Annotated in this window: 20 protein-coding genes and 1 tRNA gene; 11 read left to right on the forward strand and 10 right to left on the reverse strand. The window is 63.1% G+C overall.

Annotation, left to right across the window (positions count from 1 at the left end; translation table 11 throughout):
* Positions 1–20: 20 nt before the first annotated feature.
* Positions 21–2,387, reverse strand: a complete 2,367-nt coding sequence (cofH, locus tag ACPPVP_RS22880; RefSeq protein ID WP_426524660.1) for a 5-amino-6-(D-ribitylamino)uracil--L-tyrosine 4-hydroxyphenyl transferase CofH — start codon at positions 2,385–2,387, stop codon at positions 21–23.
* Between the two features lie 122 nt (positions 2,388–2,509).
* Here cofH and ACPPVP_RS22885 point away from each other — a divergent pair, with 122 nt between their 5' ends.
* Positions 2,510–3,463: a TIGR03619 family F420-dependent LLM class oxidoreductase gene (locus ACPPVP_RS22885; RefSeq protein ID WP_426524662.1), complete on the forward strand. Its 954-nt coding sequence runs from the start codon at positions 2,510–2,512 to the stop codon at positions 3,461–3,463.
* Here ACPPVP_RS22885 and ACPPVP_RS22890 read toward each other — a convergent pair.
* The 4 genes from ACPPVP_RS22890 to ACPPVP_RS22905 form a co-directional block, all read right to left on the reverse strand.
* On the reverse strand, positions 3,460–4,314 hold the full coding sequence (locus tag ACPPVP_RS22890) for an LLM class F420-dependent oxidoreductase (protein ID WP_426524664.1): 855 nt from the start codon (positions 4,312–4,314) through the stop codon (positions 3,460–3,462). The genes ACPPVP_RS22885 and ACPPVP_RS22890 overlap by 4 nt on opposite strands.
* 18 nt (positions 4,315–4,332) lie before the next feature.
* Positions 4,333–5,187, reverse strand: a complete 855-nt coding sequence (locus ACPPVP_RS22895; RefSeq protein WP_426524666.1) for an LLM class flavin-dependent oxidoreductase — start codon at positions 5,185–5,187, stop codon at positions 4,333–4,335.
* Between the two features lie 104 nt (positions 5,188–5,291).
* Positions 5,292–6,317: an LLM class flavin-dependent oxidoreductase gene (locus ACPPVP_RS22900; RefSeq protein ID WP_426524668.1), complete on the reverse strand. Its 1,026-nt coding sequence runs from the start codon at positions 6,315–6,317 to the stop codon at positions 5,292–5,294.
* A 26-nt stretch (positions 6,318–6,343) separates the two neighbouring features.
* Entirely contained in the window at positions 6,344–7,381 is a 1,038-nt protein-coding gene (locus tag ACPPVP_RS22905) for an LLM class F420-dependent oxidoreductase (RefSeq protein WP_426524670.1), read from the reverse strand.
* A 173-nt stretch (positions 7,382–7,554) separates the two neighbouring features.
* On the opposite strand from ACPPVP_RS22905, the gene ACPPVP_RS22910 reads away from it, so the two are divergent.
* Genes ACPPVP_RS22910 through ACPPVP_RS22925 form a run of 4 tightly spaced genes read left to right on the forward strand, consistent with a single transcriptional unit; the run spans position 7,555 to position 11,533 of the window.
* Complete coding sequence (locus ACPPVP_RS22910) at positions 7,555–8,511, forward strand: LLM class F420-dependent oxidoreductase (RefSeq protein ID WP_426524672.1); 957 nt, start codon at positions 7,555–7,557, stop codon at positions 8,509–8,511.
* A 23-nt stretch (positions 8,512–8,534) separates the two neighbouring features.
* Positions 8,535–9,794, forward strand: a complete 1,260-nt coding sequence (locus ACPPVP_RS22915; RefSeq protein ID WP_426524674.1) for a thiolase C-terminal domain-containing protein — start codon at positions 8,535–8,537, stop codon at positions 9,792–9,794.
* A 5-nt stretch (positions 9,795–9,799) separates the two neighbouring features.
* Positions 9,800–10,312 (forward strand): Zn-ribbon domain-containing OB-fold protein, encoded by a 513-nt coding sequence (locus ACPPVP_RS22920; RefSeq protein WP_426524676.1) that lies wholly within the window; start codon positions 9,800–9,802, stop codon positions 10,310–10,312.
* 54 nt (positions 10,313–10,366) lie between these two features.
* Positions 10,367–11,533 (forward strand): acyl-CoA dehydrogenase family protein, encoded by a 1,167-nt coding sequence (locus ACPPVP_RS22925; RefSeq protein ID WP_426524678.1) that lies wholly within the window; start codon positions 10,367–10,369, stop codon positions 11,531–11,533.
* Positions 11,534–11,544: 11 nt separating this feature from the next.
* Here the strand turns inward: ACPPVP_RS22925 and ACPPVP_RS22930 are convergent, their stop codons facing one another.
* The gene (locus ACPPVP_RS22930) at positions 11,545–12,375 is read right to left on the reverse strand and encodes an SDR family NAD(P)-dependent oxidoreductase (protein WP_426524680.1); all 831 of its coding nucleotides are present in this window, start codon (positions 12,373–12,375) and stop codon (positions 11,545–11,547) included.
* Positions 12,376–13,375: 1,000 nt separating this feature from the next.
* On the opposite strand from ACPPVP_RS22930, the gene ACPPVP_RS22935 reads away from it, so the two are divergent.
* Positions 13,376–14,191, forward strand: coding sequence for a Hint domain-containing protein (locus ACPPVP_RS22935; protein ID WP_426524682.1), 816 nt, complete (start codon positions 13,376–13,378; stop codon positions 14,189–14,191).
* A gap of 150 nt (positions 14,192–14,341) precedes the next feature.
* On the opposite strand, the gene ACPPVP_RS22940 is transcribed toward ACPPVP_RS22935, so the two are convergent.
* Both ACPPVP_RS22940 and ACPPVP_RS22945 read right to left on the reverse strand, forming a co-directional pair.
* Positions 14,342–14,614: a hypothetical protein gene (locus ACPPVP_RS22940; RefSeq protein WP_426524684.1), complete on the reverse strand. Its 273-nt coding sequence runs from the start codon at positions 14,612–14,614 to the stop codon at positions 14,342–14,344.
* A 98-nt stretch (positions 14,615–14,712) separates the two neighbouring features.
* A tRNA-Asn gene (locus tag ACPPVP_RS22945) sits at positions 14,713–14,787 on the reverse strand.
* Between the two features lie 269 nt (positions 14,788–15,056).
* Here ACPPVP_RS22945 and ACPPVP_RS22950 point away from each other — a divergent pair.
* From ACPPVP_RS22950 to ACPPVP_RS22970, 5 genes are all read left to right on the forward strand, one after another.
* Entirely contained in the window at positions 15,057–15,233 is a 177-nt protein-coding gene (locus tag ACPPVP_RS22950; protein WP_426524686.1) for a hypothetical protein, read from the forward strand.
* 134 nt (positions 15,234–15,367) lie between these two features.
* Positions 15,368–16,033: a protein-L-isoaspartate O-methyltransferase family protein gene (locus tag ACPPVP_RS22955; protein WP_426524688.1), complete on the forward strand. Its 666-nt coding sequence runs from the start codon at positions 15,368–15,370 to the stop codon at positions 16,031–16,033.
* A 247-nt stretch (positions 16,034–16,280) separates the two neighbouring features.
* Entirely contained in the window at positions 16,281–17,687 is a 1,407-nt protein-coding gene (locus tag ACPPVP_RS22960) for a TolC family outer membrane protein (protein WP_426524690.1), read from the forward strand.
* Between the two features lie 316 nt (positions 17,688–18,003).
* Positions 18,004–18,726: a PopZ family protein gene (locus ACPPVP_RS22965; protein ID WP_426524692.1), complete on the forward strand. Its 723-nt coding sequence runs from the start codon at positions 18,004–18,006 to the stop codon at positions 18,724–18,726.
* 277 nt (positions 18,727–19,003) lie between these two features.
* Positions 19,004–21,868, forward strand: a complete 2,865-nt coding sequence (locus ACPPVP_RS22970; protein WP_426524694.1) for a valine--tRNA ligase — start codon at positions 19,004–19,006, stop codon at positions 21,866–21,868.
* Positions 21,869–22,373: 505 nt separating this feature from the next.
* Here ACPPVP_RS22970 and ACPPVP_RS22975 read toward each other — a convergent pair.
* Together ACPPVP_RS22975 and ACPPVP_RS22980 are read right to left on the reverse strand one after the other, a co-directional pair.
* Positions 22,374–22,859: a cupin domain-containing protein gene (locus ACPPVP_RS22975; protein ID WP_426524696.1), complete on the reverse strand. Its 486-nt coding sequence runs from the start codon at positions 22,857–22,859 to the stop codon at positions 22,374–22,376.
* 151 nt (positions 22,860–23,010) lie between these two features.
* The gene (locus tag ACPPVP_RS22980) at positions 23,011–24,303 is read right to left on the reverse strand and encodes a M20/M25/M40 family metallo-hydrolase (RefSeq protein ID WP_426524698.1); all 1,293 of its coding nucleotides are present in this window, start codon (positions 24,301–24,303) and stop codon (positions 23,011–23,013) included.
* Positions 24,304–24,531 lie beyond the last annotated feature (228 nt).

Raw genomic sequence — 24,531 nt, forward strand, 5'->3', positions numbered from 1 at the left:
AAAACCTCTGTGCAGAGATGCTAACCGACCGCCGCCTTCTTGCGTGCCGGCGTTTGCACGATCGGCGCCAGGTCGGCTGCGATCATGGATGCGGCGCGACGCTCTTCCGGCACCGGCCGATAGAGCGTGTCGCGCTGCATCGGTTCGCGGCCGATCGAGCGGATCAGTGCTTCCATGTCGTACGGGGGAAATTCCTGGCCGTGCTGGGTGCCGGCGGCGCGCGAGATGCTCTCGTTCATCAGCGTGCCGCCGAGATCGTTCGCGCCGGACTTCAAGCAGATCGCGGCACCCGCCGGCCCCATCTTCACCCAGGACGTCTGGATGTTCGGGATCAGCGGGTGCAGGGCCAGCCGCGCGACGGAATGCATGAGCACGGCTTCGCGGAATGTCGGGCCGGAGCGCGCCATGCCGTGACGATACATCGGCGCTTCCATGTGGACAAAGGGAAGCGGCACGAACTCGGTGAAGCCGCCGGTTTCCGCCTGCAAGTCGCGTAGCGCGAGCAGATGTTTCGCCCACGAAGTCGAGGTCTCGACGTGCCCGTACATGATGGTCGATGTGGTGCGCAATCCTGCCTGGTGAGCGGCGCGCTGCACGTCGAGCCATTGGCCGGTGTTGATCTTGTCGGGACAGATGATGGCGCGCACGTCATCGTCGAGGATTTCCGCCGCCGTGCCGGGCAGGGTGCCGAGACCGGCTCCCTTTAGCCTGGCGAGAAATTCATCGACCGACAGACCGAGCGTTGCCGCACCTTGCGTCACCTCCAGCGCCGAGAAAGCGTGAATATGCATCTTAGGGACTACAGCCTTGATCGCCCGGCAGATCGTCTCGTACGTGGCGCCGGTATAGTCGGGATGGATGCCGCCTTGCAGACACACTTCCGTCGCCCCGCGATCCCACGCCTCGATCGAGCGGCGGGTGACTTCCTCGATGGCGAGATCATAAGGCGAGCCGCGCAGATCCTCGTGCGTGCGGCCTTTCGAGAACGCGCAGAACTTGCACCGGTAATGGCAGATGTTGGTGTAGTTGATGTTGCGGTTCACGACGTAACGCACGACGTCGCCACTGACTGCGCGGCGCAGCGCGTCGGCGGCCTGCATGATGTGCCGGTAGTCGGCGTCGCGTGCCGCGAACAGGTGCACGATGTCATCGGAGGCGAGTCGTTCACCCGATGTGGCACGCTCAACAATTCCTGCGATGCCGGCATCGACGCTGCGGACGAGCACCAGCGGCGCCGGTGGCGGCCTCGTGTTGCCCGGCGCCCAGTCGTCGTCGCGCGCGAAGCCTTCCGCGTCGCTCATGCGGCGCACGCGGGTGGCGATGTCGGGAGCCAGCCAGTTATCGGCGGCGCGCACATAGGCGGGGTAGATTGGCAAACGGTTCACCAATAGCTTGCCGGCCTCCGCACTCTTGCGGGCGAGTTCGGCAATGGCAGGCCACGGCGCTTCGGGGTTCACGTGGTCGGGCGTGACCGGCGAGATGCCGCCCCAATCGTTGAGCCCCGCGTCAATCAGCTTTTGATAGACTCCGGGCGACAGATTCGGCGGCGCCTGGATGTTCATGTCGGGCCCGAGAATGAGGCGCGCCGTTGCGATGGTCCACAACAGGTCGTCGAGATCGGGCTCTTCGGAGTCGGCGAGCTTGGTCTCGGGCTTGGCCCGGAAGTTCTGGATGATGACTTCCTGGATATGACCATGGGCGGTGTGCAGATCTCGTATTGCCTCCAGCGCGTCGATCCGCTCGTCGCGTGTCTCGCCGATGCCGATCAGGATGCCGGTCGTGAACGGAACCTTCAATTCGCCGGCCAGCCGTAGGGTGTCCAGCCTGACCGCGGGATGTTTGTCCGGAGAGCCGTAGTGAACGCCGCCCTGCCTGCACAGACGCTCGCTGGTGGACTCCAGCATGATGCCCTGGCTCGCCGTCACCTCGCGCAGGCCGGCGATCTCGTCGCGTGTCATCACGCCGGGATTGGCATGCGGCAGCAATCCGGTCTCGCGTAGAACGAGCGCGCACATCGCGGTGAGATAGGAGATCGTCGTGTCGTGGCCGAGTGTCTTCAATGCGTCGCGCGCGGCCTGGTATCTCAGCTCGGGCTTATCGCCCAGCGTGAACAGCGCCTCGGTGCAACCTGCGGCCGCTCCAGCGCGCGCAATGGCGAGCACCTCCTCGGGTGAGAGGTAGACGGGCCTGCCCGTGCGCGGCACCTGCGCGAACGTGCAGTAGTGACAGACGTCGCGGCAGAGTTTGGTGAGAGGAATGAAGACCTTGCGCGAATAGGAAATCAGCCTTCCATGCGCGGAATCGCGCAAGGCCGCAGCCTCTACAATCAATTCTGCCAGCGGCGCTTCGAACCTTTGCCGCGTCGCCTGTCTACCGGCCGCCGTCACAATCCATCATCTCCGCCCGTAGAGGGGTCGCATTTCCCGCGGGAGGCGCTTGCCGCCTCCCGCTGGCGGCCGCATGGTGTCGCATCGACGCCAGCAATGCAATGCAGGTAAGGACGCAACAAATGCTGATCGGATTCAACGCCCCGACCGCCGGCCCCCTGTCGGCCGCAGATCACCTTGCGAAAATAGTGATCGACGCCGAGGCGATGGGCTTCGACTATGCAACATTCAGTGACCATATCGTGATTCCGACCGCGATCGCGGCCGAATATCCCTACAGCGCCTCCGGGGAATTCCCCAGCGGCACCCGCGGCGAGCGGCACGAACAGCTGACGGAGATCGCCTGGATCGCCGCGAAAACGACGCGGCTGCGTCTCGTGACGTCAGTCATGGTGGTGCCGCATCGGCCGGCCGTGCTGACCGCCAAGATTCTCTCGACTATCGACGTCCTCTCGGGCGGCCGGCTGACGCTCGGTATCGGTGCGGGCTGGATGCGCGAGGAGTTCGAGGCCATCGACGCGCCGGATTTCGATGCGCGTGGAACCGTGACCGACGAATATGTGCGCGCCTTCGTCGAACTCTGGACCAAGGACGCGCCAAAATTCGATGGCAAGCATGTCCGGTTCGCCAATATCGGTTTCGACCCGAAGCCCGCGCAGAAGCCGCATCCGCCGATCTGGGTCGGCGGCGAGAGCGGCCCGGCGCTGCGGCGGGCTGCGCGCATCGGCGATGCCTGGTATCCGATCGGCACCAACCCACAGAACCCGCTCGACAGCCTGTCGCGCTTCAAGGCTCAGGCGGCGCGCCTGAGCAAGATGACCGCGGAGGCGGGCCGCGATCTCAAGGCGGTCGGCATCAGCCTGCGCGTCACGATATTCGGTGAGACCGCGCCGCCACAGGCCAGCGACGGCGAACATCGCCTGTTCGCCGGCCCGCCGGCGCTGGTTGCCGCCGATATAAGGGCGATGCGCGACATGGGCGTCGGCAGCCTCGATTTTGGTTTCGGCGGTTCGACAGCCGACGAAGTGCTTTCAGGCATGCAGAAATTCCGGGCCGACGTCTTGCCGCTCGTCTAGCTACCGAGCTGGCGGATCAAGGTCGCCCAGCGGTCGAGTTCAGGCAGGATCGTATCGGCCTTGGCGGAATCGAGGCTGACGACCAGGCGCGAGACGCCGTCGTCGCGGTCGCGCTTGAGCAGGTCGAGATTCTCCTTGGCGCCCCAGATCGTGATCGGCACCGACGCGAGATCGCGACCTGCTTCGGCTGCCATCTCGCGGAATTTCGGCAGCAGCGCCTGCACGTCTGCGTACGAGCTGCGCGTACGGTGGGGCATCCAGCCGTCGCCGTAGCGCAAGGCGCGCCGCGCGCCGAACGGTAAGGCGCCGCCGACGATGATCGGCGGATGCGGTTTCTGCACGGGCTTCGGCCAGGTCATCATCGGGTCGAAGTTCACGAACTCGCCATGGTACTCCGCCTTTGACTTGGTCCAGATTTCCTTCATGGCCTCGACACGCTCGCGCGCCAGCTTGTGGCGAGTCTCGAAAACGGTGCCGTGGTTGGCCATCTCGTCTTCGTTCCAGCCGTTGCCGATGCCGAACAGGAAACGACCGCCCGAGATCTGGTCGATCGAAGCGACCTGCTTGGCGGTCTGGATCGGGTCGCGCTGGGCGATCAGGCAGATGCCGGTGCCGAGCAGCAGCGTTTTGGTGACTGCCGCGGCTGCACCCAACATCACGAACGGGTCCATCACGTCATAGTATTTTTTCGGCACATCTCCGCCGCTGGGGAAGGGCGACTTGCGCGATAGCGGAATGTGGGAGTGTTCGGGCACCCACAGGGAATCGAAGCCGCGCTCCTCCAGCGCCCGCGCCAGTTCGGTCGGTGACATCGAATAGTCGGTGAAAAACATGGCCCCGCCGATGCGCATCGTGATCTCCCTTATGCCTTATTTATCGCTTGCTTTTGGACGTTTCGGCCAGCGCGCTTCCGCGCGTGGCAGCACTTGCTCGATCAACTGCCGGGTCTGGGCCAGAAGCGTGTCATCGCCACCGAGGGGCCGCAAAATGAACTTTGACACGCCCGCGTCGACATATTCGGCGATGCGCGCGAGTATCGTGTCGGCGTCGCCGATCGCGAATGCGTGGCCGGCGTCGCGCCCGGTGCGCTTGGCGTAGGCATCCATCGCCCTGGTGACAGCGGGCGCATCCCGGCCGCCGAAGTGGAACGCGAAGCCAGCACCATAATGATCTTCGTCGATGGATCGGCCTGCTTCGCGGGTGGCGGCCTTGATCGCAGCGACGACGCGACCGGCCTCAGCCGGCGCTTCGCCGCCGGCCTGCCAGCCGGTTCCGATGCGCGCCGTGCGCCGGATTGCGGCATCCGTCGAGCCGCCGATCCACATCGGCAGATCGGGCTGTACGGGCTTCGGCGTGATGGTAACGCCCTTCAGCTGGTAGAAGGCGCCGCTGAAGTCGACTGAATCCTCTCGCCACAGGCGGCGGATGATATCGAGGCACTCGTCGGTCTTGCGACCGCGCGTCTTGGTGTCCATGCCGAGCGCCTGCCATTCGGGCGCCAGCGGGCTGCCAATGCCGAAAGCGGGCAGCAAGCGGCCGTCGGACAGCATGTCGATGGTGGCGCACTGCTTGGCCAACAGCACGGGGTCGCGGAATGTCAGCGACACGACATTCATGCCGAACCGCATGCGCCGCGTGCGCCCCGCCAATGCCGCCATTGTGGTCATCGTTTCAAGGAACGGCTGACGGCCGACGATCCGGTCGGTCTGCCAGATCGAATCCACGCCTCCGGCCTCGCACATGTCGACCCAGCGCCAGTAGGCCGCCGCTCCGGAAAACGGAAACTCAGCATAGCCCAGTCCGATCGCGACCCATGCGCCATCTTCCCTCAGGCCGACGCCCCTGCGGCTTTGACGCGGGGCGCCACGTCGCGCACGAAGCGTTCGAGACTGCCGTTCATTTGTTCCGGCCGCATGCCCGGCGGCACCGCCCAGGTGACGAGGTCGGTGATGCCGTATTCGCGCACGAAGACTGTCAGCTCCTTCACGCAGTGCTCGACGTTGCCGACCACCCATGTCTGGGGGATGCTGGCTTCCCGCGTGTTGCCCGCAACGCCACCGGCCGCGCTCTCATCCTTGTTGAAGCTGCGATAGACCTCGCCACGATAGCGTTCGGCGGCGCGCACGGCAGGCCAGTCGCGCTCCTTGTCGTCGGTCACGAGGCAGGAGCGGATGATGCCGACACGGTAATTATCGGGATCGCGGCCGGATGCCTTCAGCGTCGCGCGCCATGGATCGAGCACCGTTGATCGCGCGCCCTGCGGCAGAAAATTGCTGTCGTTGCGTGCCGCACGCTGGGCGCCGGCCTCCGACATCGCGGCAATCCACAGCGGCGGGCCACCCGGTTGCACGTAGCGCGGCCTGATCACCACATCGTCGAAATCGTAGCGTTTGCCATGAAAACTGAATTTCTCGCCGGTGAAACAATGGCGCAGCACCTCGATGCCTTCGTCCGTCAGCGACACGCGGCGCGCAACGGGCAGGCCGAAGCCGCGAAATTCGTGCGGCGCATAGCCCATGCCGACGCCGACCTCGATCCGGCCATTGCTGATATTGTCGAGTACTGCCAGATCCTCGGCCAGCCGCACCGGATGGTTGAACGGCAGCAGGCAGACGTCACTCGATAGACGCACGCGCTTGGTACGCGCAGCGATTGCGCCCGCCATCGGCACCCACGACGGCAGGTAGCCGTCATCGAGGAAGTGATGCTCAGTGAACCACACGAGATCCAGTCCGAGCCCGTCGAGCATGACCACCTGGTCCATGATCGCAGCGTACAGGCTCGGCATGTCCATGCCCGATTCCGGCGTGTTGCGGAAATCGTAGACGGTGCCGACGCGAAGGGGTGGACGCATGGCGCTCGTTCTCCGCGGGTGAGGACCTAGTTCAGCCGGGCGGCCTGGGCCATCACCTCGATGGCCTCGGGCTGGCGCGATCGCACGCTGAGGGAGTCCGCGCCGCTGTCTTCCCAGGCGCGGTAGCGTTCGCGGATCCGCGCCGGCGGGCCGACCAGCGATTTCAGATCGACCCACTCGTCGGGCACGCTGGCGATGGCTTCGTCCTTATGGCCCGCGAGGTAGAGTTCCTGGATGCGGCTGGCGGCGTCGCCGAAGCCGCGGCGGACCATGATGTCGTTGTGAAAGTTCTTGGTGCGATGACCCATGCCGCCCACGTAGAGCGCCACCTCCGGCTTGAGGCGCGCCAGCGCTCCCTTGACGTCGTTGTCGACCTCGACATGAACAGAGGCCTGGATGGTGAAATCCTTGAGGCTCTTGCGGTTGCCGGCGCGCCGGAAGCCTTCCTCCAGCCACGGGCGGTACTCCACCATGGCGCCCGGCACGAAGCCCATCGGCAGCCAGCCATCGGCGATCTCGGCCGTCAGCTTGACCATCGTCTCGCCGCCAGTGGCGAGATAGATCGGGATGTCGGGGTTCATGTGCAGGATGGACTTCAGCGGCTTGGCGAGGCCAGCGGAGCCTTCGCCCTTGTAGGGCAGGCTGATCTCGCGGCCTTCGTGCGTCACGGGTTCTTCGCGCTTGAAGATCTTGCGCATGATCGCGACGTAGTCCTTGACCCGGTAGTAGGGCTTGCCCCACGGCTGGCCATACCAGCCCTCGACGATTTGCGGTCCCGAGACACCCAGGCCAGCGATGAAACGGCCGCCACCGGACATCGCATCAATGCTGGCGGCCGACATGGCTGCGTTGGCTGGCGTTCGCGCGGCCAGCTGCATGATGCCGGTGCCGAGCTTGATGCGGTTGGTCTTGGCGGCGAGGAACGCGAGTGGCGTGATCGCGTCCGAGCCATAGGCTTCGGCCGACCAGACCGAGTCATACCCCAACTCTTCCGCGCGCTGCACAAGTGCGACCGGCACCTCCAGATGTGCGCCCGAATAGCCGATTGACAGGCCAAGCTTCATCGTCCGGTCCTCCCTCGCCGGAGGATACGAAGCAGCGGGGCGCTTGAACAGTGTCGGTGGGCGCATGGACGCCGCCATGAACTGTGGCTGCCGGATGTACTTGCCCTGTGCCATGGTGGCGTTTGGAAAGCGCCGATAGAGCGCGCCGCTCGATCCGGGAAGGAACCGCCGCCGTGAAATTCGCGCTGCACTTCGGTAACTTTGCATTCCCCGACCCCGAAAGCGCCCGCCGTCTGGTGCGCCTGGCCGAGGCGGCCGGCTTCGACTCGGTGTTTGCTGTCGAACACGTCGTGGTTCCCGACAATTACACGAGCGTCTATCCCTATGGGCCCGACGGACGATTGCCGGGCGGTTCATCGGTAAGCTTTCCCGATCCGCTGATCTGGCTGACGTGGGTCGCCGCGGCGACGACACGGCTGCGCCTCATGACCGCCGTGATGATCCTGCCGCAACGCAACCCGCTGGTGCTGGCCAAGGAGGTCGCCACGCTCGATTATCTCAGCGGCGGGCGGATCGAAATCGGCATCGGGGTAGGTTGGCTCAAGGAGGAGTTCGACGCGCTTGGCATTCCCTTCGAGCGTCGCGGCAAGCGCGCCGATGAGTACGTCGCGGCGATGCGCGCATTGTGGGCCAGCGACGGTGCCAGTTTCGCGGGCGAGTTTGTGAATTTCGACAAGGTCAACTGCAATCCGAAGCCGGTTGCGAAATCAGTGCCGATCATCATCGGCGGCCACTCGGAGGCGGCCGCCCGGCGCGCCGGCCGTCTGGGCGACGGTTTCTTCCCCTCGATCGGTGCCCAGGTCGACACCATGCCGCTACTCGACGTCGTGCGCCGTTCGGCCGAGCAGGCTGGCCGCGATCCGGGAAAAGTGGAATTGATCCTCGGCTGTCCCGGCGCCTTGCCGAATTCGGGCTCCGACCCGCGCGCGGCTGTCGAGGAACGTATCGCGCGTGGCGTGGGCCGCCTTGCGCTGCCGGTGGCGGCGTTCATGCCGGATATCGAAACGACGCTGCCGCGCTTTGGCGAGGAAATCATCAAGCCTTACGCGAATGCGTGCGGGGGTCGGGAGATGGACAAAGAGAAAGCCATGCAGCATTCTCATTCAGGCGCGAGAAGACAAGAAACATAAAAACGGATCGGGAGCCCTGGGACATGCCTCTGCCGAGAGAAGATGTCGAATCCACCACGCCAAAATTCCTGCGCGACAAATACGCTATCGTCGGGGTCGGCGAGACCTCCTATACGCGAGGCTCGGACAAGTCGACGCGGGCACTCGCGTCGATCGCGGTACGCAACGCGATGGCCGATGCGGGCCTCAATCCTTCCGAGATCGACGGCATGCTGTCGTATCAATTCAACGACTCGGTGTTCTCGCCATTCGTCGCAGGCGATCTCGGTATCCGTCTCAATTTTTACATGGACGTGTTCGGTGGCGGATCGTCGACCGAGGCGCTGATCGGCATCGCGATCGGTGTCATCGAGGCCGGCATGTGCAAGACCGTCGTGATCTTCCGTTCAATGAACGGGTTCTCGCAGGTGCGGATCGGCGGCACCGGTGTGCGCTCCGCAATACCCGTCTCGGGCGACATGATGCACAGCCGCGCCTATGGCTGGCAGAGCGCAGGACAAATGTTCGCGCCGACCTTCATGCGCCACATGCACGATTTTGGCACCACCGCCGAGCAGGTCGCCCATGTTCGCGTCGCCCACAGCCATCATGCCTCGAACAATCCCAAGGCTTTTTACCAGAAACGGATCACCGTGGAGGACGTCGTCACCAGCCGCATGATCTGCAAGCCGCTGCATCTGCTCGACTGCTGCGTGGAGACAGACAACGCCAATGCCATCATCGTGACATCAGCCGAGCGGGCAAAGGACCTGAAGCGTCCGCTGGTGCGGATCCGCGGCGTGGTCGGCCGCTGCTCGAAGCCGCGGGTCGACATGCACTACCAGGTCGGGCCGATTTCAACCGTTGCCGGTCACTACGCCAAGGACATCCTCTGGCCGAATTCCGGCGTAAGCCCGGAGGATGTCGATCTTACAGGCTCCTATGACGCCTTCACCTTCACCACCATGCTGCAACTGGAGGATTACGGCTTCTGCAAGAAGGGCGAAGGCGGCCACTACGTCTCCGACGGCACCATCATGCTCGGCGGGAAAAGGCCGAACAACACGTCCGGTGGCCATCTCTGCGAAGGCTATACCCACGGTATCGCCATGGTGATCGAGAACGTGCGTCAGCTCCGCCACGATGCGGATGATAGTTGCCCGACCGGGCCCGACGGCAGGCGGCAGCACACCTACGATTATCGCGAGGGTGGTTGTCGCCAGGTGAAAAATGCCGAGGTATCGGCCAATCTTGGTTGGGCGATGCCCGGCACGGGATCGGCCATGGTGATGCGGAGAGGGTAGAGCACATGATATCCGCGCAATATCTCGGCATGCCGCTTGAGATCAATGATCTCGACCACGAGAACCTCACCTACTTCGCCTATTGTGCGAAGCATGATTTCCGCCTCCAGCGCTGCGCAGCGTGCAAGCTGCTCCGCTACCCACCGACAACGGCGTGCCCTTGGTGTTCGGAGCTGATTTCGGAATGGGTGTCGGTCGAGGGGCGCGGCATCGTGCATTCCTACACCGAAGTCCATCATGCCATTCAACCTGCTTTCAAGCAGCACACGCCATACCTCGTGTTGCTGGTCGAACTGGACACCCAGAGCGGCGTGCCGACCAAGGAAGAGGGGCTCCGCGTAATCGGCAATCTGGTGCGGCCGGACGGGGTACTCGCGCCGAAGGCCGAAGTCGAGCGGGTGGGCATCGGCAGCCGGGTGCGCATGGTTTTCACCGATGTCGCGCCGGGGCTGGCGCTGCCGCAATGGACGATTGACGAGACCGCGGCCGGCGGCACGCCGTGGAGATACCGCGGGTAGGGGAGCCCGGTCCGCGCGCGGCGACCGCGATGCCCTGCCAATCCGAGGTGACGCATGGACATCCAGACCAGTCCGAACCCGGTTGCCCGCGCCCGCGAGCTCGGGGCGGAGATCGTCGCCGCGGCCGACGAGATCGAGCGGACGCGGCGCATCCCCGAGGCGTTGCTGGAGCGACTGCATGCCTCGCGGTTGTTCCGCATGCTGCTTCCGCGCGCGGCGGGCGGCGACGAGACGGAGCCTACGATCTACGTGGCGGCGATCGAAGAACTCGCCCGGCACGACGCCTCGATTGCTTGGAATGTATTCGTCGCCAACAGTTCCTGCCTGATTGCCGCCTATCTCGAGCCTGCGGCCAATCACGCCGTGTTCGCTGATCCACGCAGCTTCGTGGCCTGGGGACCGCCAAACGCTTCGCGCGCGCGAGCGGTCGACCGAGGCTATCTTCTAACCGGCAAGTGGGATTTTGCCAGCGGCTGTCGGCAGGCCCGATGGATGGGCGCGCACTGCCATGTGCTCGAAGCGGACGGCGCGTTGCGGCTCAACCGCTTCGGCCGGCCCACGGTCCGCACGCTGCTGTTTCCGGCCGGCGAGGCGACCCTGCTCGACACCTGGCGGACGATAGGGCTGCGCGGCACCGCGTCGGACTCCTATAGCGTCAACGAGTTGTTCGTGTTCGAGACGTTCAGCTCGACGCGCGAGGACCCGACACTGCGCCGCGAGCGTGGTCCGCTCTATGCCTTCACCATGCAGGGCCTTTACGCGGTTGGCGTTGCAGGCGTGGGATTTGGCATCGCGCGCGCGATGCTGTCCGAATTCATCGCGCTGGCGTCCCGCAAGGCGCCGCGGGGCCTTGCCCGGCTCGCCGACAATGCGGTCGTGCAGGCCGATGTGGCACGCGCCGAAGCCCGGCTCTGTTCAGCCCGCGCCTATTTGATCGAAACGCTCTCCACGATCTACGCGAATGCCGGCAGTGCGGTGCCGATCGAGGTCGCCGACCGGGCCCGCGTGCGGCTTGCCTGCACCAACGCGATCCACGCGGCGGCCGAGGTGGCAGATTTCGCCTACAAGGGAGCGGGCGTCGACGCGATTTTTCCGGGCAGCCAGTTCGAGCGTCGCTTCCGCGACATGCACACGCTCTCGCAGCAGATCCAGGCACGCGGCGCCCATTTCGAGTCGGTCGGGCAGATCCTGCTCGGCGTTCCGCCCGAGGAGTTTCTTTGAGCGAGCCGTGATCAATGATCCCGGGAATCGCGTTCCGGGCCTTGCAGCGTGACACCGCCGTCGACCACCAGCACTTGGCCGGTGATGTAGCGGGCATGTTCGCTGAGCAGAAATTTCACGGCGTGGCCGACGTCCCAGCCGGTACCTTCCGTCTTCAGCAACGAGGCGTTGGCGCGTTGGGCGCGCGCAGCCTCGCTCATGCCGTTGCCGCGGGCGTAGACCATCGGCGTGTACATCGGACCCGGGCAGATGCAGTTGACCCGGATGTTGTCGCGGCCGTGATCGACCGCCATCGCCTGGGTTAGTCCGATCACGGCGGCCTTTGAGGTCGTATAGGTGGTCAGGCCGCGTGGCCGCAGTGCCGAGATCGACGAGATGTTGACAATCGCGCCGCCTTTGCCGGTCTTGATCATGGCGGGAATGGCGTGTTTGGAAAGCAGGAACATGGTTTCGACGTTGACCTGCATCACCCGCCGATATTCCTCGACCTTCTCGTCGACAACGCTGCCGCGGCTGCCGATGCCGACATTGTTGTCGAGGAAGTCGAGCCGATCCCAGCGGTCGACGGCGGCCTCGACCAGCCGTTTGCATTCGGCCTCAACGGTGACGTCGCAGGCCATAGCCAAGGCAACGCCCCCCTCGGCCTCGATCATTTCGACGGTGCGCGCGGCAAGCCCCGGATCGAGATCGGCCACCATCACCTTGGTGCCTGCGCGCGCCAGCAAGATCGCCGCAGCCCGGCCATTGCCGATACCGTCGCCCGCAGCACCCCCACCGCTGACGATTGCGACCTTGCCAGCCAAACCGGCATCCTCGCGGTGGTCTATGCGCGCTTCCGCCAATTGCCTCTCCACGGTCTCGCCTGACAAAAAATGCCCTAAACCGAAACGTCATGCCAATTCATCAAAGCACGGCGCGTTGATGTTGGGCTAGGCAGAAATCCGGGATGGGTCGATACCGCTACAAAACGTTTCGACAGTATCGTTCAAAGAGTGTCGTGCTCGACTGCTTTCGCGTCCAATGTTCAGCCAACCGGGCGGAGGATCCAGTAGTCGCCGAAAAGCGCCCTAACTATTACGCTATAAATTATGCCGAGCTGCCGGCTCGGTTTTGGGGTCCCGGTGTTGGAGGTCCAGAGGAAAATGTGACTTGCCCGGAACTAAACGAAGCTTCGATCACGCCGCGATATCCAACCGGATTGTAAAGAGGCCCTATGCCGTAACTCGGGAAGCGTGTGAGGTGTCGCCGTCAATGGTGATCGATACGTTAAGCGTGGGCCAAAAATGGGCGCGTAGTGCTCGGTAGCGGATATGGGTTGCCGTTATAGGTGAACGAAGCGCCGGGCTGGTACGTGTCGTACGCACCAACATAGCTGTAGGTCGTTTGCACGGGCACAGCGTGAGCGGATGTGCCAATACCTAGGCCCGCAATGACTGTGAAAAAATAACGCAGCATCATGATCGAATCCCCCCGTTGGGAAAGAAGCACTCCACCATCGCGCGCGGTTGAGTCAACGCGACGTACATAAATGACCGTCCGAAGGCATTCGTTGTCCAGCTTCGAGCTTTCACTTGCGCCTGTGCGGATCCCTGCGATCTGGATTAAGGGTCGAGCCTTCGAGCACGGGACGATCACGCGATCTTTGGCCTCTGATCGTTCTGGTATCATGCCCAGCGAAACTGGCGCGCAACTTGTGCCCGATATTAATCTTACCATTTGAAAAAGCCGTAAGTGGTTCCGCGTGTGGAGCTTTTCGGCTTTTTCTAGTTGGCGCGTGGGCGCTTTTATGTTTGGTTGGCTACCTTAAGGTTGTGTAGTTTTTTGTTTAACCATGAGGCAGATGTGACGAAATCATCGCGTAGACAATTCCTTGGAATCTCGGCCCGCACAGCGGGAAAGGTTGCGGCCACCGGCCTTGTTAGCCTGCCCATGCTTTCGTCCATGTCGAAGAAAGCCGATGCATTGGGGTGGGGCGGTTGGCATGACGATCCACACGCACCGAACGGTGGTGGTGGTAACGGAAAATGTTTCCTTCGCGGAACGCTCATTCAGACTCCCAACGGCGAAATTCCCGTTGAAGAGTTGAAGATTGGTACGCTCGTCGATACTCTGCGGGGGCCGCAGCCGGTCAAATGGATTGGGCGTCAACGGTTCGAGAAAGCCAGCCCATCCTGGCACTGGAGTGTTGCTCCGATCCGTGTCGCGCAGTTTGCCCTCAGCGATGAATACCCTCGTCGTGACTTATTCCTTTCTCCTCACCACAGCCTCTTCATGGACGGCCTTCTCATTCCGGTTGAATGGCTGGTGAATGGAAAAACAATCACGCTGACCGAAATGGATGATTGTGAGGCCATCGACTATTTCCATATCGAGTTGGAAACCCACGAAGTCGTCTTCGCGGAAGGGACGCCGGCTGAAACACTGTTGGTTGACAACGATCGCGAGCACTTTGGGAATTTCGTTCAATACGAACAGCTCTACGGAGACGGCAACGAAGACGCCATGAAGCCGTTTGCTCCGCGTCTCGAATATCAAGGTCCTGGTGGCGAATTAAACCGCCTGCTGCGATCGGCGGTTTCGCCGATTATCGATTCTCGAGATCCCATCCAGAAAGCCCGCGCTCGCATTGCGGCAAGGAGCGAGCTGGTTCTCAGTTAGCTGAACGGAAGAATCTAGTTGACGGCTCTGGCAATCGCGCCAGAGCCGTTTCGCATCCAAGTGCCGCTGCAAATGAACCGCCCCACCTCAAGAAAGGCACCTGGGCGATATTCAGACTGCCATCTTCATTTAGCTGCCTTCAGCCCTGGTCTACAAGCCGGCGAATGGCTTCGGGGCGGCCGGGAGGTATTGCCAGTCCATCGAGAGTCTGGTCGGTGCGTAGCTCCCGAAAGATCCTGTCGCAGGTCTGCGGGTGATTGCGATCACCTTTAAACAACGAAACGTTCTTCGGCCCGGCCTAATCAATGCTGCTGCATCAATGCTGCTGCCGAGCTTGTTGATCTTGGCCGAGATTGAGGCGGCTACGGCGACCAGGGCAATGAGCAGCAGGATTACTGTCGCCACTATGGAAAGGATGGTCATGACCGGCGTCCGCCGACCTGTGTGCATTGGGTGTGCACACTAAAAACCCGCCCCCAAAAAAGATCGGTCGTATGCGGGCCTAAGTGATTGATATGGTTTGGCTCCCCGGGCTGGATTCGAACCAGCGACCATTCGATTAACAGTCGAATGCTCTACCGCTGAGCTACCGAGGAACAGGCGAACAAAGGTTCGCGAGGGGGCAGCGTATAACAAAGCCTTTCGAGTTTGCAAAGGACCAAATCACCGGCTGTGCGCTGGGTGGAGGCGGGGCCGGAAAGCTTCTGCGCTACAATGATTTGTCGTCGTTTTCGCTCCTCGAGCTGACGGTGGCTGGAACCAGAGCCGTGCAATTCCGTCATACACAAGTGTGATGGACCGGGCCGCCAAATCGACTTAATCGGCCAAAAGGCTTGGTCTGCCGGGTTTCATGGGAGCTGATTCGATGCCAGCCATTGCGACCGACCTCCGCGCGGTACCTTCGATCGTCCCAAGCGACATTCCCGCCATGAGTGACGACGAATGCCTGCTTCGGCTAGCGCAAGCCATTGAAGCGCATGACACCGAGCATCTGGACGAGGTCGTGCAGCTAATCGCCCGGCTCGCCGTGGCGATCGAATAGGCGGCTTTTCCGCACCATCGGGAGCGGCCCAGCAAGAGGCGCCCGCATGTTGCGTTTTGCCGGCGCTTGTACCAAAGATGACGCGGTTTCAGCTCTTTCGGCGGCAACGCCGCATGCTCTCAGGGTCTTAAGCAATGTCCGGTTTTGCGACCGCGCGCCAGAAAATGGTCGATGGTCAGGTGCGTCCAAGCGACGTGACCGATATCCGAATTCTCGATGCCATGCTGGCGGTGCCGCGCGAGGCCTTCGTTCCTGAAAACAAGCAAGCTCTGGCCTATCTGGACCTCGATCTCGACGTCAGCGAAAGCGACGCAGCCAAGCGGTTCCTGATCAAGCCGGCGGTGCTGGCGAAGATGCTGCAGGCGGCTGAGATCAAGGAGACCGACCGCGTTCTGGTGGTCGGCTGCGCCACCGGCTACGCCGCCGCCGTGATCGCCCGATTCGCATCCGAGGTGACCGCAACCGAGAGCGATTCGACGCTTGCCGCGAAGGCACAGGCTTGCCTGGCCAGCAATGGCTGTGGAAATGTCACCGTCCGCCCCGCAGCGCCGGCCGATGGCGATGCGGCGAAGGCGCCCTACGATGTCATCGTGCTGAACGGCGCCACCGAAATCGTACCGGAGCGGCTCTACGGGCAGCTGCGCGATGGCGGCCGATTGGTAGGCGTTTTTGCCACATCACGGCCGGCGCGGGCCACCATCGTGACCGCTTCGCACGGCGATTTCGGTCACCGGACGCTGTTCGATGCCGCTGCCCCGGTGCTGCCGGGCATGGAACTTGTTCCGGCCTTCGTTTTCTAGCGTTTCGCCGTTTCCCCGCCCAATATTCGCCCTTCGTCGCCAGCTAAATCCTCTTCGAAATCAGAAGTGTGGCCCGTTTGCCCCACGTGAAGAGTTTCGACGGCGTTTGCTTGCGGGGTGGTTCCGTCCAGCCTACGTGCGGAATAAGGTGAGCCCGGACTCACTTCGAGTGAAGCGACGTTCGGTTAATAATCATGTGCAATCATGGTTGTGGGCCGGGCGAACCAAAATGATTGGATTGCTTGGGATGCGTGGGGTGAAGGCATTTGCCGGGGCTGCGGCTTCGGCCCTTCTATTAGTATGCATGGGCCCGATGCCCGTCTTGGCCGACACGATTGAGGCGGCTTTGGTGCGCGCCTATCAGAACAATCCGCAGCTCAATTCGCAGCGTTCGCAGGTGCGTGTCACCGACGAAAACGTGCCGCAGGCGCTGTCGGGCTACCGCCCGAAAGTCGCGGTCACCGCGAGCGCAGGCTACCAGTATACGGATACGCTGAGCACGCAGGGCGGTGACGCCAACAGGCTCGTGAGAACCGATATTCACGGCGCCAATCCGCCGCGCAGCGTCGGCGCGACCATCACGCAGACGCTCTTCAACGGCCAGCAGACCGCGAACAGAACCAGAGCGGCTGAAGGGCAGGTTTCCGGCGCGCGCGAAGCTTTGCGTGCACTCGAACAGACCGTCCTGCTCAGTGCCGCCACGATCTACATGGACTATCTGCGCGATTCGGCGATCGTCGAGGTGCAGAAGAGCAACGTTCGCGTGCTCGAGCAGACGCTGAAGCAGACGCGCGACCGCTTCAATGTCGGCGAAGTCACCCGCACCGACGTGGCGCAGTCGGAAGCGCAGCTCGCTGCCGGCAGGACGCAGCTCCTGACGGCGGAAGCCAATCTGGTGACAACGCGCTCGAACTTCCGACGCATCATCGGCAACGAGCCGGAAGCGCTCGCGCCGGGCTCGCCGGTCGACCGCTTCCTGCCGTCGACGCTGCCGGCCGCCGTCGAACTCGGCCTGACGCAAAATCCAAACGTCACCGCGGCGATGTTCGGCATCGACGTCAGCTATCTCCAGGTCAAGGTGGCCGAAGGCGCGCTGTTGCCGACGGTCACGCTGCAGGCCTCGGTGCAGCAGACCTATGAGCAGAGCCTGATTCAATACAGGTCGTTCGGCGCTTCCGCGGTCACGCAGCTTACGGTGCCGATCTATCAGGGCGGCGCCGAATATTCGCTGATCCGCCAATCCAAGGAAACGGTGGCGCAGCAGCGCCTCGTTCTCGACCAGACCCGCGACCAGACCCGTGCCAATGTGGTCACGGCATGGGGCCAGCTTGTCGCCGGCAAGGCGCAGGTGCAGTCCGCCCAGTCGCAGGTGTCGGCGTCCGAAATCGCGCTGAACGGCGTACGCGAGGAAGCCAAGGCCGGACAGCGCACCACGCTCGACGTGCTGAATGCCCAGCAGGCGCTGGTGAATGCGCGCGTCGCTCTCGTCACCGCGCAGCACGATCGCGTGGTGGCGTCTTACTCCGTGCTGAGCACGATCGGACGGCTGTCGCCGACCGTGATGAACCTGCCGACCACAGTCTACGACCCGAGCGTGCACTATCAGCAGGTGCGAGACAGCTGGGCTGGCGTTCGCACACCCGACGGACGCTGATATCCGAGTCAATTTCCGCACAGGCGGGATGAAATCGTCGCCCGGCGCCTGAAGCGCCGGGCGCTTTGCTTGCAATCAATTGTGGCGATGACGTACCTTTTCTGGGGCGAGCTGAGCGATTCGTGGCCTGCGTCTTTGCGTTTCGCGGACGCGCGTCGGGTCGTTTTGAGGGGAGCAGGGACTTGCGCGCGATGCCGCGGGCGGGCCTGATCTGGGGACAAGTCGGGCTTGTGCGATGAAAATCCCGGTCTGCATATCCGGAACCAGCAATTCCTTCGTGGCTTTGGTGTAAAATGGTTTGGATGTGGAGTCGGAGATGACGCAACCTGCAAAGGTCCAAGAGCCCTCGATGGAGGAGATTCTGGCGTCGATCCGTCGCATCATAGCCGACGACGAGGCAAAGCCTGCTGCTGCCGAGAAGGCCGCGAGCCCGGCGGCCGCCGCGAAGCCGGCCGTGATGAAGGATATCCCGCCATCGGCGATTGCGCCGGCGCCGAAGCCGGCCGCCGTACAGAAGCCGGCCCCGGCCCCGCCGCCACCTGCGCCCGAACCGGTCGTCAGCAACAATCAGGACGACATCGATGCGATGTTGGCGAGTCTCGATGCGGCGACGCCCGAGGCCGACATAAGGCCTGCGCAGCCCGAGCCTGAACCCGACGTGTTCGAACTCACCGACGAGATGGCATTGCCGGAGCCGGCGTCGGCCCACGCTGCGGCAACCTTCAGCAAGGTCGAACCGCAGGACGACATCGAATTCACCGAAGCCAAGGCGGCACGTCGCCAGCCGGCCTTTGAGCCGCCGTTCGAGACCGCTGCGCCGGCGCGGCCCATTTTATCGCATTCGACCGTCTCCGCCGTGGAGTCCGCCTTCAACTCGCTGGCCAATACCGTGCTGAGCAACAACGCGCGGACGCTGGAAGATCTGGTCAAGGAAATGCTGCGGCCGATGCTGAAATCCTGGCTCGACGACAATCTCCCGGGATTGGTGGAGCGGATCGTCAAGGCCGAAATCGAACGGGTGTCGCGCGGCGGGCGCTAGGCCCAAGGCTGCGTCGAGGCTGCCTCAAGACTGCGTCGAGGCCTCGGCAGGCGTCGATCGGGAGCCCCTTGTACCTTCAAACCGGCGTGACCCGGGCTCCCCGCTGCCCGGGACGTGAGTTGTCAGGTTGACTTGAGGCGCTGTGGCGGCTTTCTAGGGCCGGGCCCGGTGCGATCGCATCCAAACCGGGGCTACCACGTTGATTTGATTTACATTCTTTGAGCGAGCCGGCGACGGTTTCGCTCAAGGGCGCCCCCACCATTCCAATTGCAGTGCCATGATCGAGAAAAACTACCAGCCCGCCGATATCGAGAGCCGCATGTCCCGGATCTGGGAGGAGAGCGGCGCGTTCATGGCCGGCCGCCCCGAGCGAAAAGACGCCGCGCCGTTCACCATCGTGATCCCGCCGCCGAACGTGACGGGCTCGCTGCATATGGGCCACGCGCTCAACAACACGCTGCAGGACATTCTCTGCCGTTTCGAGCGCATGCGCGGCCGCGACGTGCTGTGGCAGCCCGGCACCGACCATGCCGGCATCGCCACCCAGATGGTGGTCGAACGGCAATTGATGGAGCGGCAGGAGCACCGGCGCGACCTCGGTCGCGTCAAATTCCTCGAGCGCGTCTGGCAATGGAAGGCCGAAAGCGGCGGCACCATCGTCAACCAGTTGAAGCGGCTGGGCGCCTCCTGCGACTGGTCGCGCGAGCGCTTTACGATGGACGAGGGCCTGTCGCGCGCGGTCGTGAAGGTGTTCGTCCAGCTGCACCGCGAAGGGCTGATCTACAAGGACAAGCGGCTGGTCAACTGGGACCCAAAGCTGGTGACCGCGATCTCTGATCTCGAAGTGCTGCAGGTCGAAGTCAAGGGCAGTCTGTGGTATCTGCGCTACCCGATCGAAGGCAAGATCTTCAGCCCCGACGATCCCTCGACGTTTGTCGTCGTGGCCACGACGCGGCCCGAGACGATGCTCGGCGATACCGCCGTTGCGATACATCCTGACAATGAGCGGATCGGGCACCTGATCGGCCAGCACGTCATCCTGCCGCTGGTCGGCCGCCGCATCCCGATCATCGGCGACGATTATGCCGACCCGGAAAAGGGATCGGGCGCGGTCAAGATCACGCCGGCGCACGACTTCAACGACTTCGAGGTCGGCAAGCGACACGGCCTGCCGCAGATCAACGTGTTCGATCGCGAGGGCTGCATGGCGCTCAACGAGAACGAGGACTACCTGCGCGGATTGCCCGAAGGCGCGCTGATGCTGGCGGAAGAACTGCACGGCGTCGAGCGTTTCGCCGCGCGCAAGACGATCGTGGCGCGGCTGGAAGACTTCGGCTTCCTGGAGAGGATCGAACCCAACACCCACGTGGTGCCGCACGGCGACCGTTCCAACTCGGTGATCGAGCCCTATCTGACCGACCAGTGGTATGTCGACGCAAAAACCATGGCGCAGCCGGCGATCGCGGCGGTGCGCTCGGGTGCGACCACCTTCGTGCCGAAGAACTGGGAAAAGACCTATTTCGAATGGATGGAAAACATCCAGCCCTGGTGCATCTCGCGCCAGCTCTGGTGGGGCCATCAGATTCCCGCGTGGTACGGCCCGGACGACAAGGTGTTCGTCGCCGAGACCGAGGAGGAAGCCGTCGGCAACGCGCTGGGTTACTACGTCGAGCAGGAAGTCATCACGGAAGAGCAGGGGCGCGAGATGGCGCAGGATCCTGCCAAGCGCGAGGGCTTCATCACGCGCGATCCTGACGTGCTCGACACCTGGTTCTCCTCCGGGCTGTGGCCGTTCTCGACACTCGGCTGGCCGGACGACACCCCGGAAGTGAAGCGCTATTACCCGACCAACGTCCTCGTCACGGGGTGGGACATCATCTTCTTCTGGGTCGCCCGGATGATGATGATGGGCCTGCACTTCATGAAGGAGGCGCCGTTCTCGACCGTCTACATCCACCGCCTGGTCCGTGACGAGAAGGGCGCCAAGATGTCGAAGTCGAAAGGCAACGTCATCGATCCCTTGGGCGTCATCGACGACTTTGGCGCGGACGCGCTGCGCTTCGCACTGGCGCGCGGCGCGGCGCACAGCCACGACATCAAGCTTTCGTCGCAGCTCGTCGAAACCAATCGCAATTTCGCGACCAAGCTATGGAATGCCTGCCGTTTTGCCGAGATGAACGGCTGCGCGCAGCCTGCGGACTTCGATCCGACGGCGGCGAAGCAAACCTTGAACCGCTGGATCGCACATGAGACTTCGCGCGCCACGCGGGAGGTGACCGAGGCGATCGAGGGCTATCGTTTCAACGATGCGGCCAATGCGATCTACCGCTTCGTCTGGAACGTCTATTGCGACTGGTATGTCGAACTCGCAAAGCCCGTTTTGATGGGCGAGGAGGGGGCCGCCAAGACCGAGACCCGCGCCATGACGGCCTGGGCGCGCGACGAGATCCTCAAGCTGCTGCATCCGTTCATGCCCTTCATCACCGAAGAGCTCTGGGCGGTGACGGCCAAGCGCGACGGCCTGCTGGTGCTGGCCGAATGGCCGCGCAAGGCGAGCGCGGTCACCGAAGAACAGATCGCTGCGATGGCGCTGGCAGGGCCGGGCGATCCGCTGATCGCGCCGGTGATGGCCGCGCTCGACGCCGGCGATTTTAGTGACCCTGCCGCCGAGGCCGAAATCGGCTGGGTGGTCGATCTCGTTACCGCCATTCGTTCGCTGCGCTCGGAAATGAACATTGCGCCGGCGACGTTGATCCCGCTGGTGCTGTCGGGTGCGTCCACGGAGACAAAAGAGCGCGCCCAGCGCTGGAACGACACGGTGAAACGTCTGGCGCGTCTGGCGGATATTTCCTTCGCCGATCGTTCGCCGGAAGGCGCAGTGCAACTGCTCGTGCGCGGCGAGGTCGTGGCGCTGCCGCTGAAAGGCGTGATCGATCTTTCGGCAGAGAAGGCCCGGCTCGACAAGGAAATCGTCAAGGCCGACGCCGACATCAAGCGGGTCGACGCAAAGCTCTCCAACGAGAAATTCGTGGCGAACGCGCCTGAAGAGATCGTGGAAGAGGAAAAGGAAAAGCGCGAGGCTGCGGTCGAGCGAAGGACGAAACTGCAGGAAGCGCTCGAGCGGCTGAAGAAGGCGTCCTGACCAGGGCGTTGAGCTATCCGCGTCATTGCGAGCGAAGCGAAGCAATCCATGGTCCCGCGCTGAAAGTATGGGTTGCTTCGTCGCTTCGCTCCCTTGCACAAACGCTTCGCGTTTGTCGCAGACAATGACGACTGAGATAGTCTGAGTCATCGTCGAGGGACCGATCGATGCTGGACCACGCTTCCATCACGGTTTCAGATTTCACTGCGGCCGAACACTTCTAAGACGCAATCAAGAGGCGCTCGACGTGATCAAGGTGGGCCGCAGGGACCGCTAGCTCGGCTACGGCGAACGGGCCGATGCGGTGTATCCCGACCGCGTCTACATTGCCATCTACCACGGCGCAAAGCCTGACGAGGCCACCAGCCGCCACTGGTGCTTCAAGGCAAAGTCGCGAAGTGAGGTCGAGGCGTTATGCCATCGGGCGGAGTAGCGCAGCTCGCTGAAGAGCAGCGAGGCTCCAATCCGCAGAAATGGGCACCGGAAGCTTGGCGTGCTGGCATGATCAGCGATATTCCGTCGCATATTTGCGAGCGATCTCATTGACCTGGTCTTTTGTGAGCTGCTTTGGCGGCACGCCTGGCGGATTGCAGGTTTCCCGGAAAAAACCGTCCAGACCCGGAGGCGCGACAATCCAGAGCAGCAGCAATTCGCGATCGGGATTTGCGAAGCCGTGCCAAGCGTTCTTGGGAATGAATATCGTTCCACCCTTCTCGAAGGGATGACGTACGTCGTTCAATATGAATGTTCCGCTTCCGTCTAAAATGTAGAAAGCTTCGTCCCCCTCAAAGTGTCTGTGGATCGGAATGCCAGCACCAATGGGTACCTGCTGGGTGCCGCAGGCCACATTCTTGGAGCCTTTGACAGGATCAACCTTGATGATGATCTTGCCGGGATTACGGTAGTGAACGAGATGTTCGCCCTCGGCTGCGCCCAGCACGTATCCTTGCGCCTCGGTCTGAGCTCCCACTTCCGCTGCTGATTTCGACATCCGTCCCTCCCAGATTGCAGCGGGGCGCATTCTAACTGGATCGCCAAAATCAACAATGTCCGAGTGAGTCACCAACAGATCTGACGGCTCAGCTGCGGGAATCCCCTGTAGCCGACGTCAGCGGCCGCCAGTTCCCACTGCTGCGCCGGTCCTATTTCACCTTGTCCTGCGACACATCCATGATCATGCGCGCCGATAGATAAAGCCGCGGCACGATGGACTCCAGCTTGACGTATTCGGCGTCGTTGGAGTGGGCGCCGTAGCCGCTCAGGCCAAAACCCTCGATGACGGGTGCGGTGGTTTTCAGCGCGGCGAAGGCGGCGTCGGTGCCGCCGCCGGTGGCGACGTCGAGCACCTTCAATGGCAGCCCGAGTTCTTCGTAGATGGCGGTGCCGTGAGCAGCAAGCCGGCGCGAGGCGGGCGTGGCTTCCAGCGGCGGGCGGCGGATCTCGAAACGGAGCTGCACCTTGGCGTCGGGAATCCGTTGCGCCTTCACGCGTTGCTGCAGCGTGGCTTCCAGCTCGGTGAAATCGGACACCTTCAGCGCCCGTGCGTCGCCTTGCGCGATAGCCTGTGCCGGGATCACGTTGCGGTTGGTGCCGGCCTGCGAGACCGTCCAGTTCAGGCTCAGGCCCTGGTCGCGCCGCGACAGGTCGCTCAATTGCAGCAACTGGTGGGACAGCTCGTAGAGCGCATTCACGCCCCTGTCCGGCGCCGAGCCGGCGTGCGAGGCCTTGCCGTCCACCGTCAGGTATGCCGCGCCGATGCCGCTGGTGGCCAGGCGCAGGCGGCCGTCCTCGCCGCCGCCTTCGTAGGAGAACACGGCGTCCTGTTCGCGCGCCATGCGGGTGATGGTGCTGCGAGAGCCCGGTGAGCTGATCTCCTCGTCGCCGTTGATCAGCACGGTCAGCGTGCCGTAATCCCTGAACTTCAGGGTTTGCAGTATCGCTACCGCGTGCAGGATGAGGGCCACGCCCTGCTTGTCGTCGGCGATGGCGAGCCCATAGGCGCGCTCGCCGTCGATGCGGAAGGGTTGATCCTTCAGCAGGCCGGGCAGGTAGACGGTGTCCATGTGGGCGATCAGCATGATCCTCCTGTTGCCGGTGCCCTTGAATTCGGCGTGCACCATGGCGCCTGGCTTCTCCGGCGTGTCTTCCATCCGGTAGACGTCGGTCGGCTCAATGATCTCGACCTTGCCGCCCAGCCGGCTCAGGCGTTCGCCGATCAACGCCGCCAGCCGGGCCAGGCCCTCGGCATCCTTGCTGCCGGATTCGATGTTCACGAGATCGCGCAGCGTGTCGAGCAGCGGGGTCTTTTCCTGCTGCGCCAGTTCGTGGATGCGAGCGTCAGGCGCGGCCCGCGACGGCACGGCTGACAAGGCGAGCGCGCAGGCGGCGATACAGGCGAGGGCGAAATGCCGAGGGAACCGGACGAGACGCGACATGGGTGGTCCTTTCAAATGACGGCCACAATATTGATGGGGCGCTCGAACGGAAATCGAGACAGTGCCGGACCCGGTTGATAGTAACCGAAAGCTGGCGCCTGCTTCAAACGTTCGAGCGTTCCGGTACACCGGCGACCGCGGCGGCGGGCGCATCACGGATTATCTCCCGCATCGCCAAACCTCGCGTGCTATCGTTCCAACTATCGAAAATATTGGCCCCAGCCCGGG

This window comes from Bradyrhizobium sp. McL0615 (assembly GCF_049993905.1).
GTDB lineage: Bacteria > Pseudomonadota > Alphaproteobacteria > Rhizobiales > Xanthobacteraceae > Bradyrhizobium.

Coding starts and splice junctions, on each gene's coding strand:
- ACPPVP_RS22885 (WP_426524662.1), top strand. CDS start 2,510: ATGCTGATCGGATTCAACGCCCCGACCGCCGGCCCCCTGTCGGCCGCA.
- ACPPVP_RS22890 (WP_426524664.1), bottom strand. CDS start 4,314: ATGCGCATCGGCGGGGCCATGTTTTTCACCGACTATTCGATGTCACCG.
- ACPPVP_RS22900 (WP_426524668.1), bottom strand. CDS start 6,317: ATGCGTCCACCCCTTCGCGTCGGCACCGTCTACGATTTCCGCAACACG.
- ACPPVP_RS22905 (WP_426524670.1), bottom strand. CDS start 7,381: ATGAAGCTTGGCCTGTCAATCGGCTATTCGGGCGCACATCTGGAGGTG.
- ACPPVP_RS22915 (WP_426524674.1), top strand. CDS start 8,535: ATGCCTCTGCCGAGAGAAGATGTCGAATCCACCACGCCAAAATTCCTG.
- ACPPVP_RS22920 (WP_426524676.1), top strand. CDS start 9,800: ATGATATCCGCGCAATATCTCGGCATGCCGCTTGAGATCAATGATCTC.
- ACPPVP_RS22925 (WP_426524678.1), top strand. CDS start 10,367: ATGGACATCCAGACCAGTCCGAACCCGGTTGCCCGCGCCCGCGAGCTC.
- ACPPVP_RS22940 (WP_426524684.1), bottom strand. CDS start 14,614: ATGACCATCCTTTCCATAGTGGCGACAGTAATCCTGCTGCTCATTGCC.
- ACPPVP_RS22950 (WP_426524686.1), top strand. CDS start 15,057: ATGCCAGCCATTGCGACCGACCTCCGCGCGGTACCTTCGATCGTCCCA.
- ACPPVP_RS22955 (WP_426524688.1), top strand. CDS start 15,368: ATGTCCGGTTTTGCGACCGCGCGCCAGAAAATGGTCGATGGTCAGGTG.
- ACPPVP_RS22960 (WP_426524690.1), top strand. CDS start 16,281: ATGCGTGGGGTGAAGGCATTTGCCGGGGCTGCGGCTTCGGCCCTTCTA.
- ACPPVP_RS22965 (WP_426524692.1), top strand. CDS start 18,004: ATGACGCAACCTGCAAAGGTCCAAGAGCCCTCGATGGAGGAGATTCTG.
- ACPPVP_RS22970 (WP_426524694.1), top strand. CDS start 19,004: ATGATCGAGAAAAACTACCAGCCCGCCGATATCGAGAGCCGCATGTCC.
- ACPPVP_RS22975 (WP_426524696.1), bottom strand. CDS start 22,859: ATGTCGAAATCAGCAGCGGAAGTGGGAGCTCAGACCGAGGCGCAAGGA.
- ACPPVP_RS22980 (WP_426524698.1), bottom strand. CDS start 24,303: ATGTCGCGTCTCGTCCGGTTCCCTCGGCATTTCGCCCTCGCCTGTATC.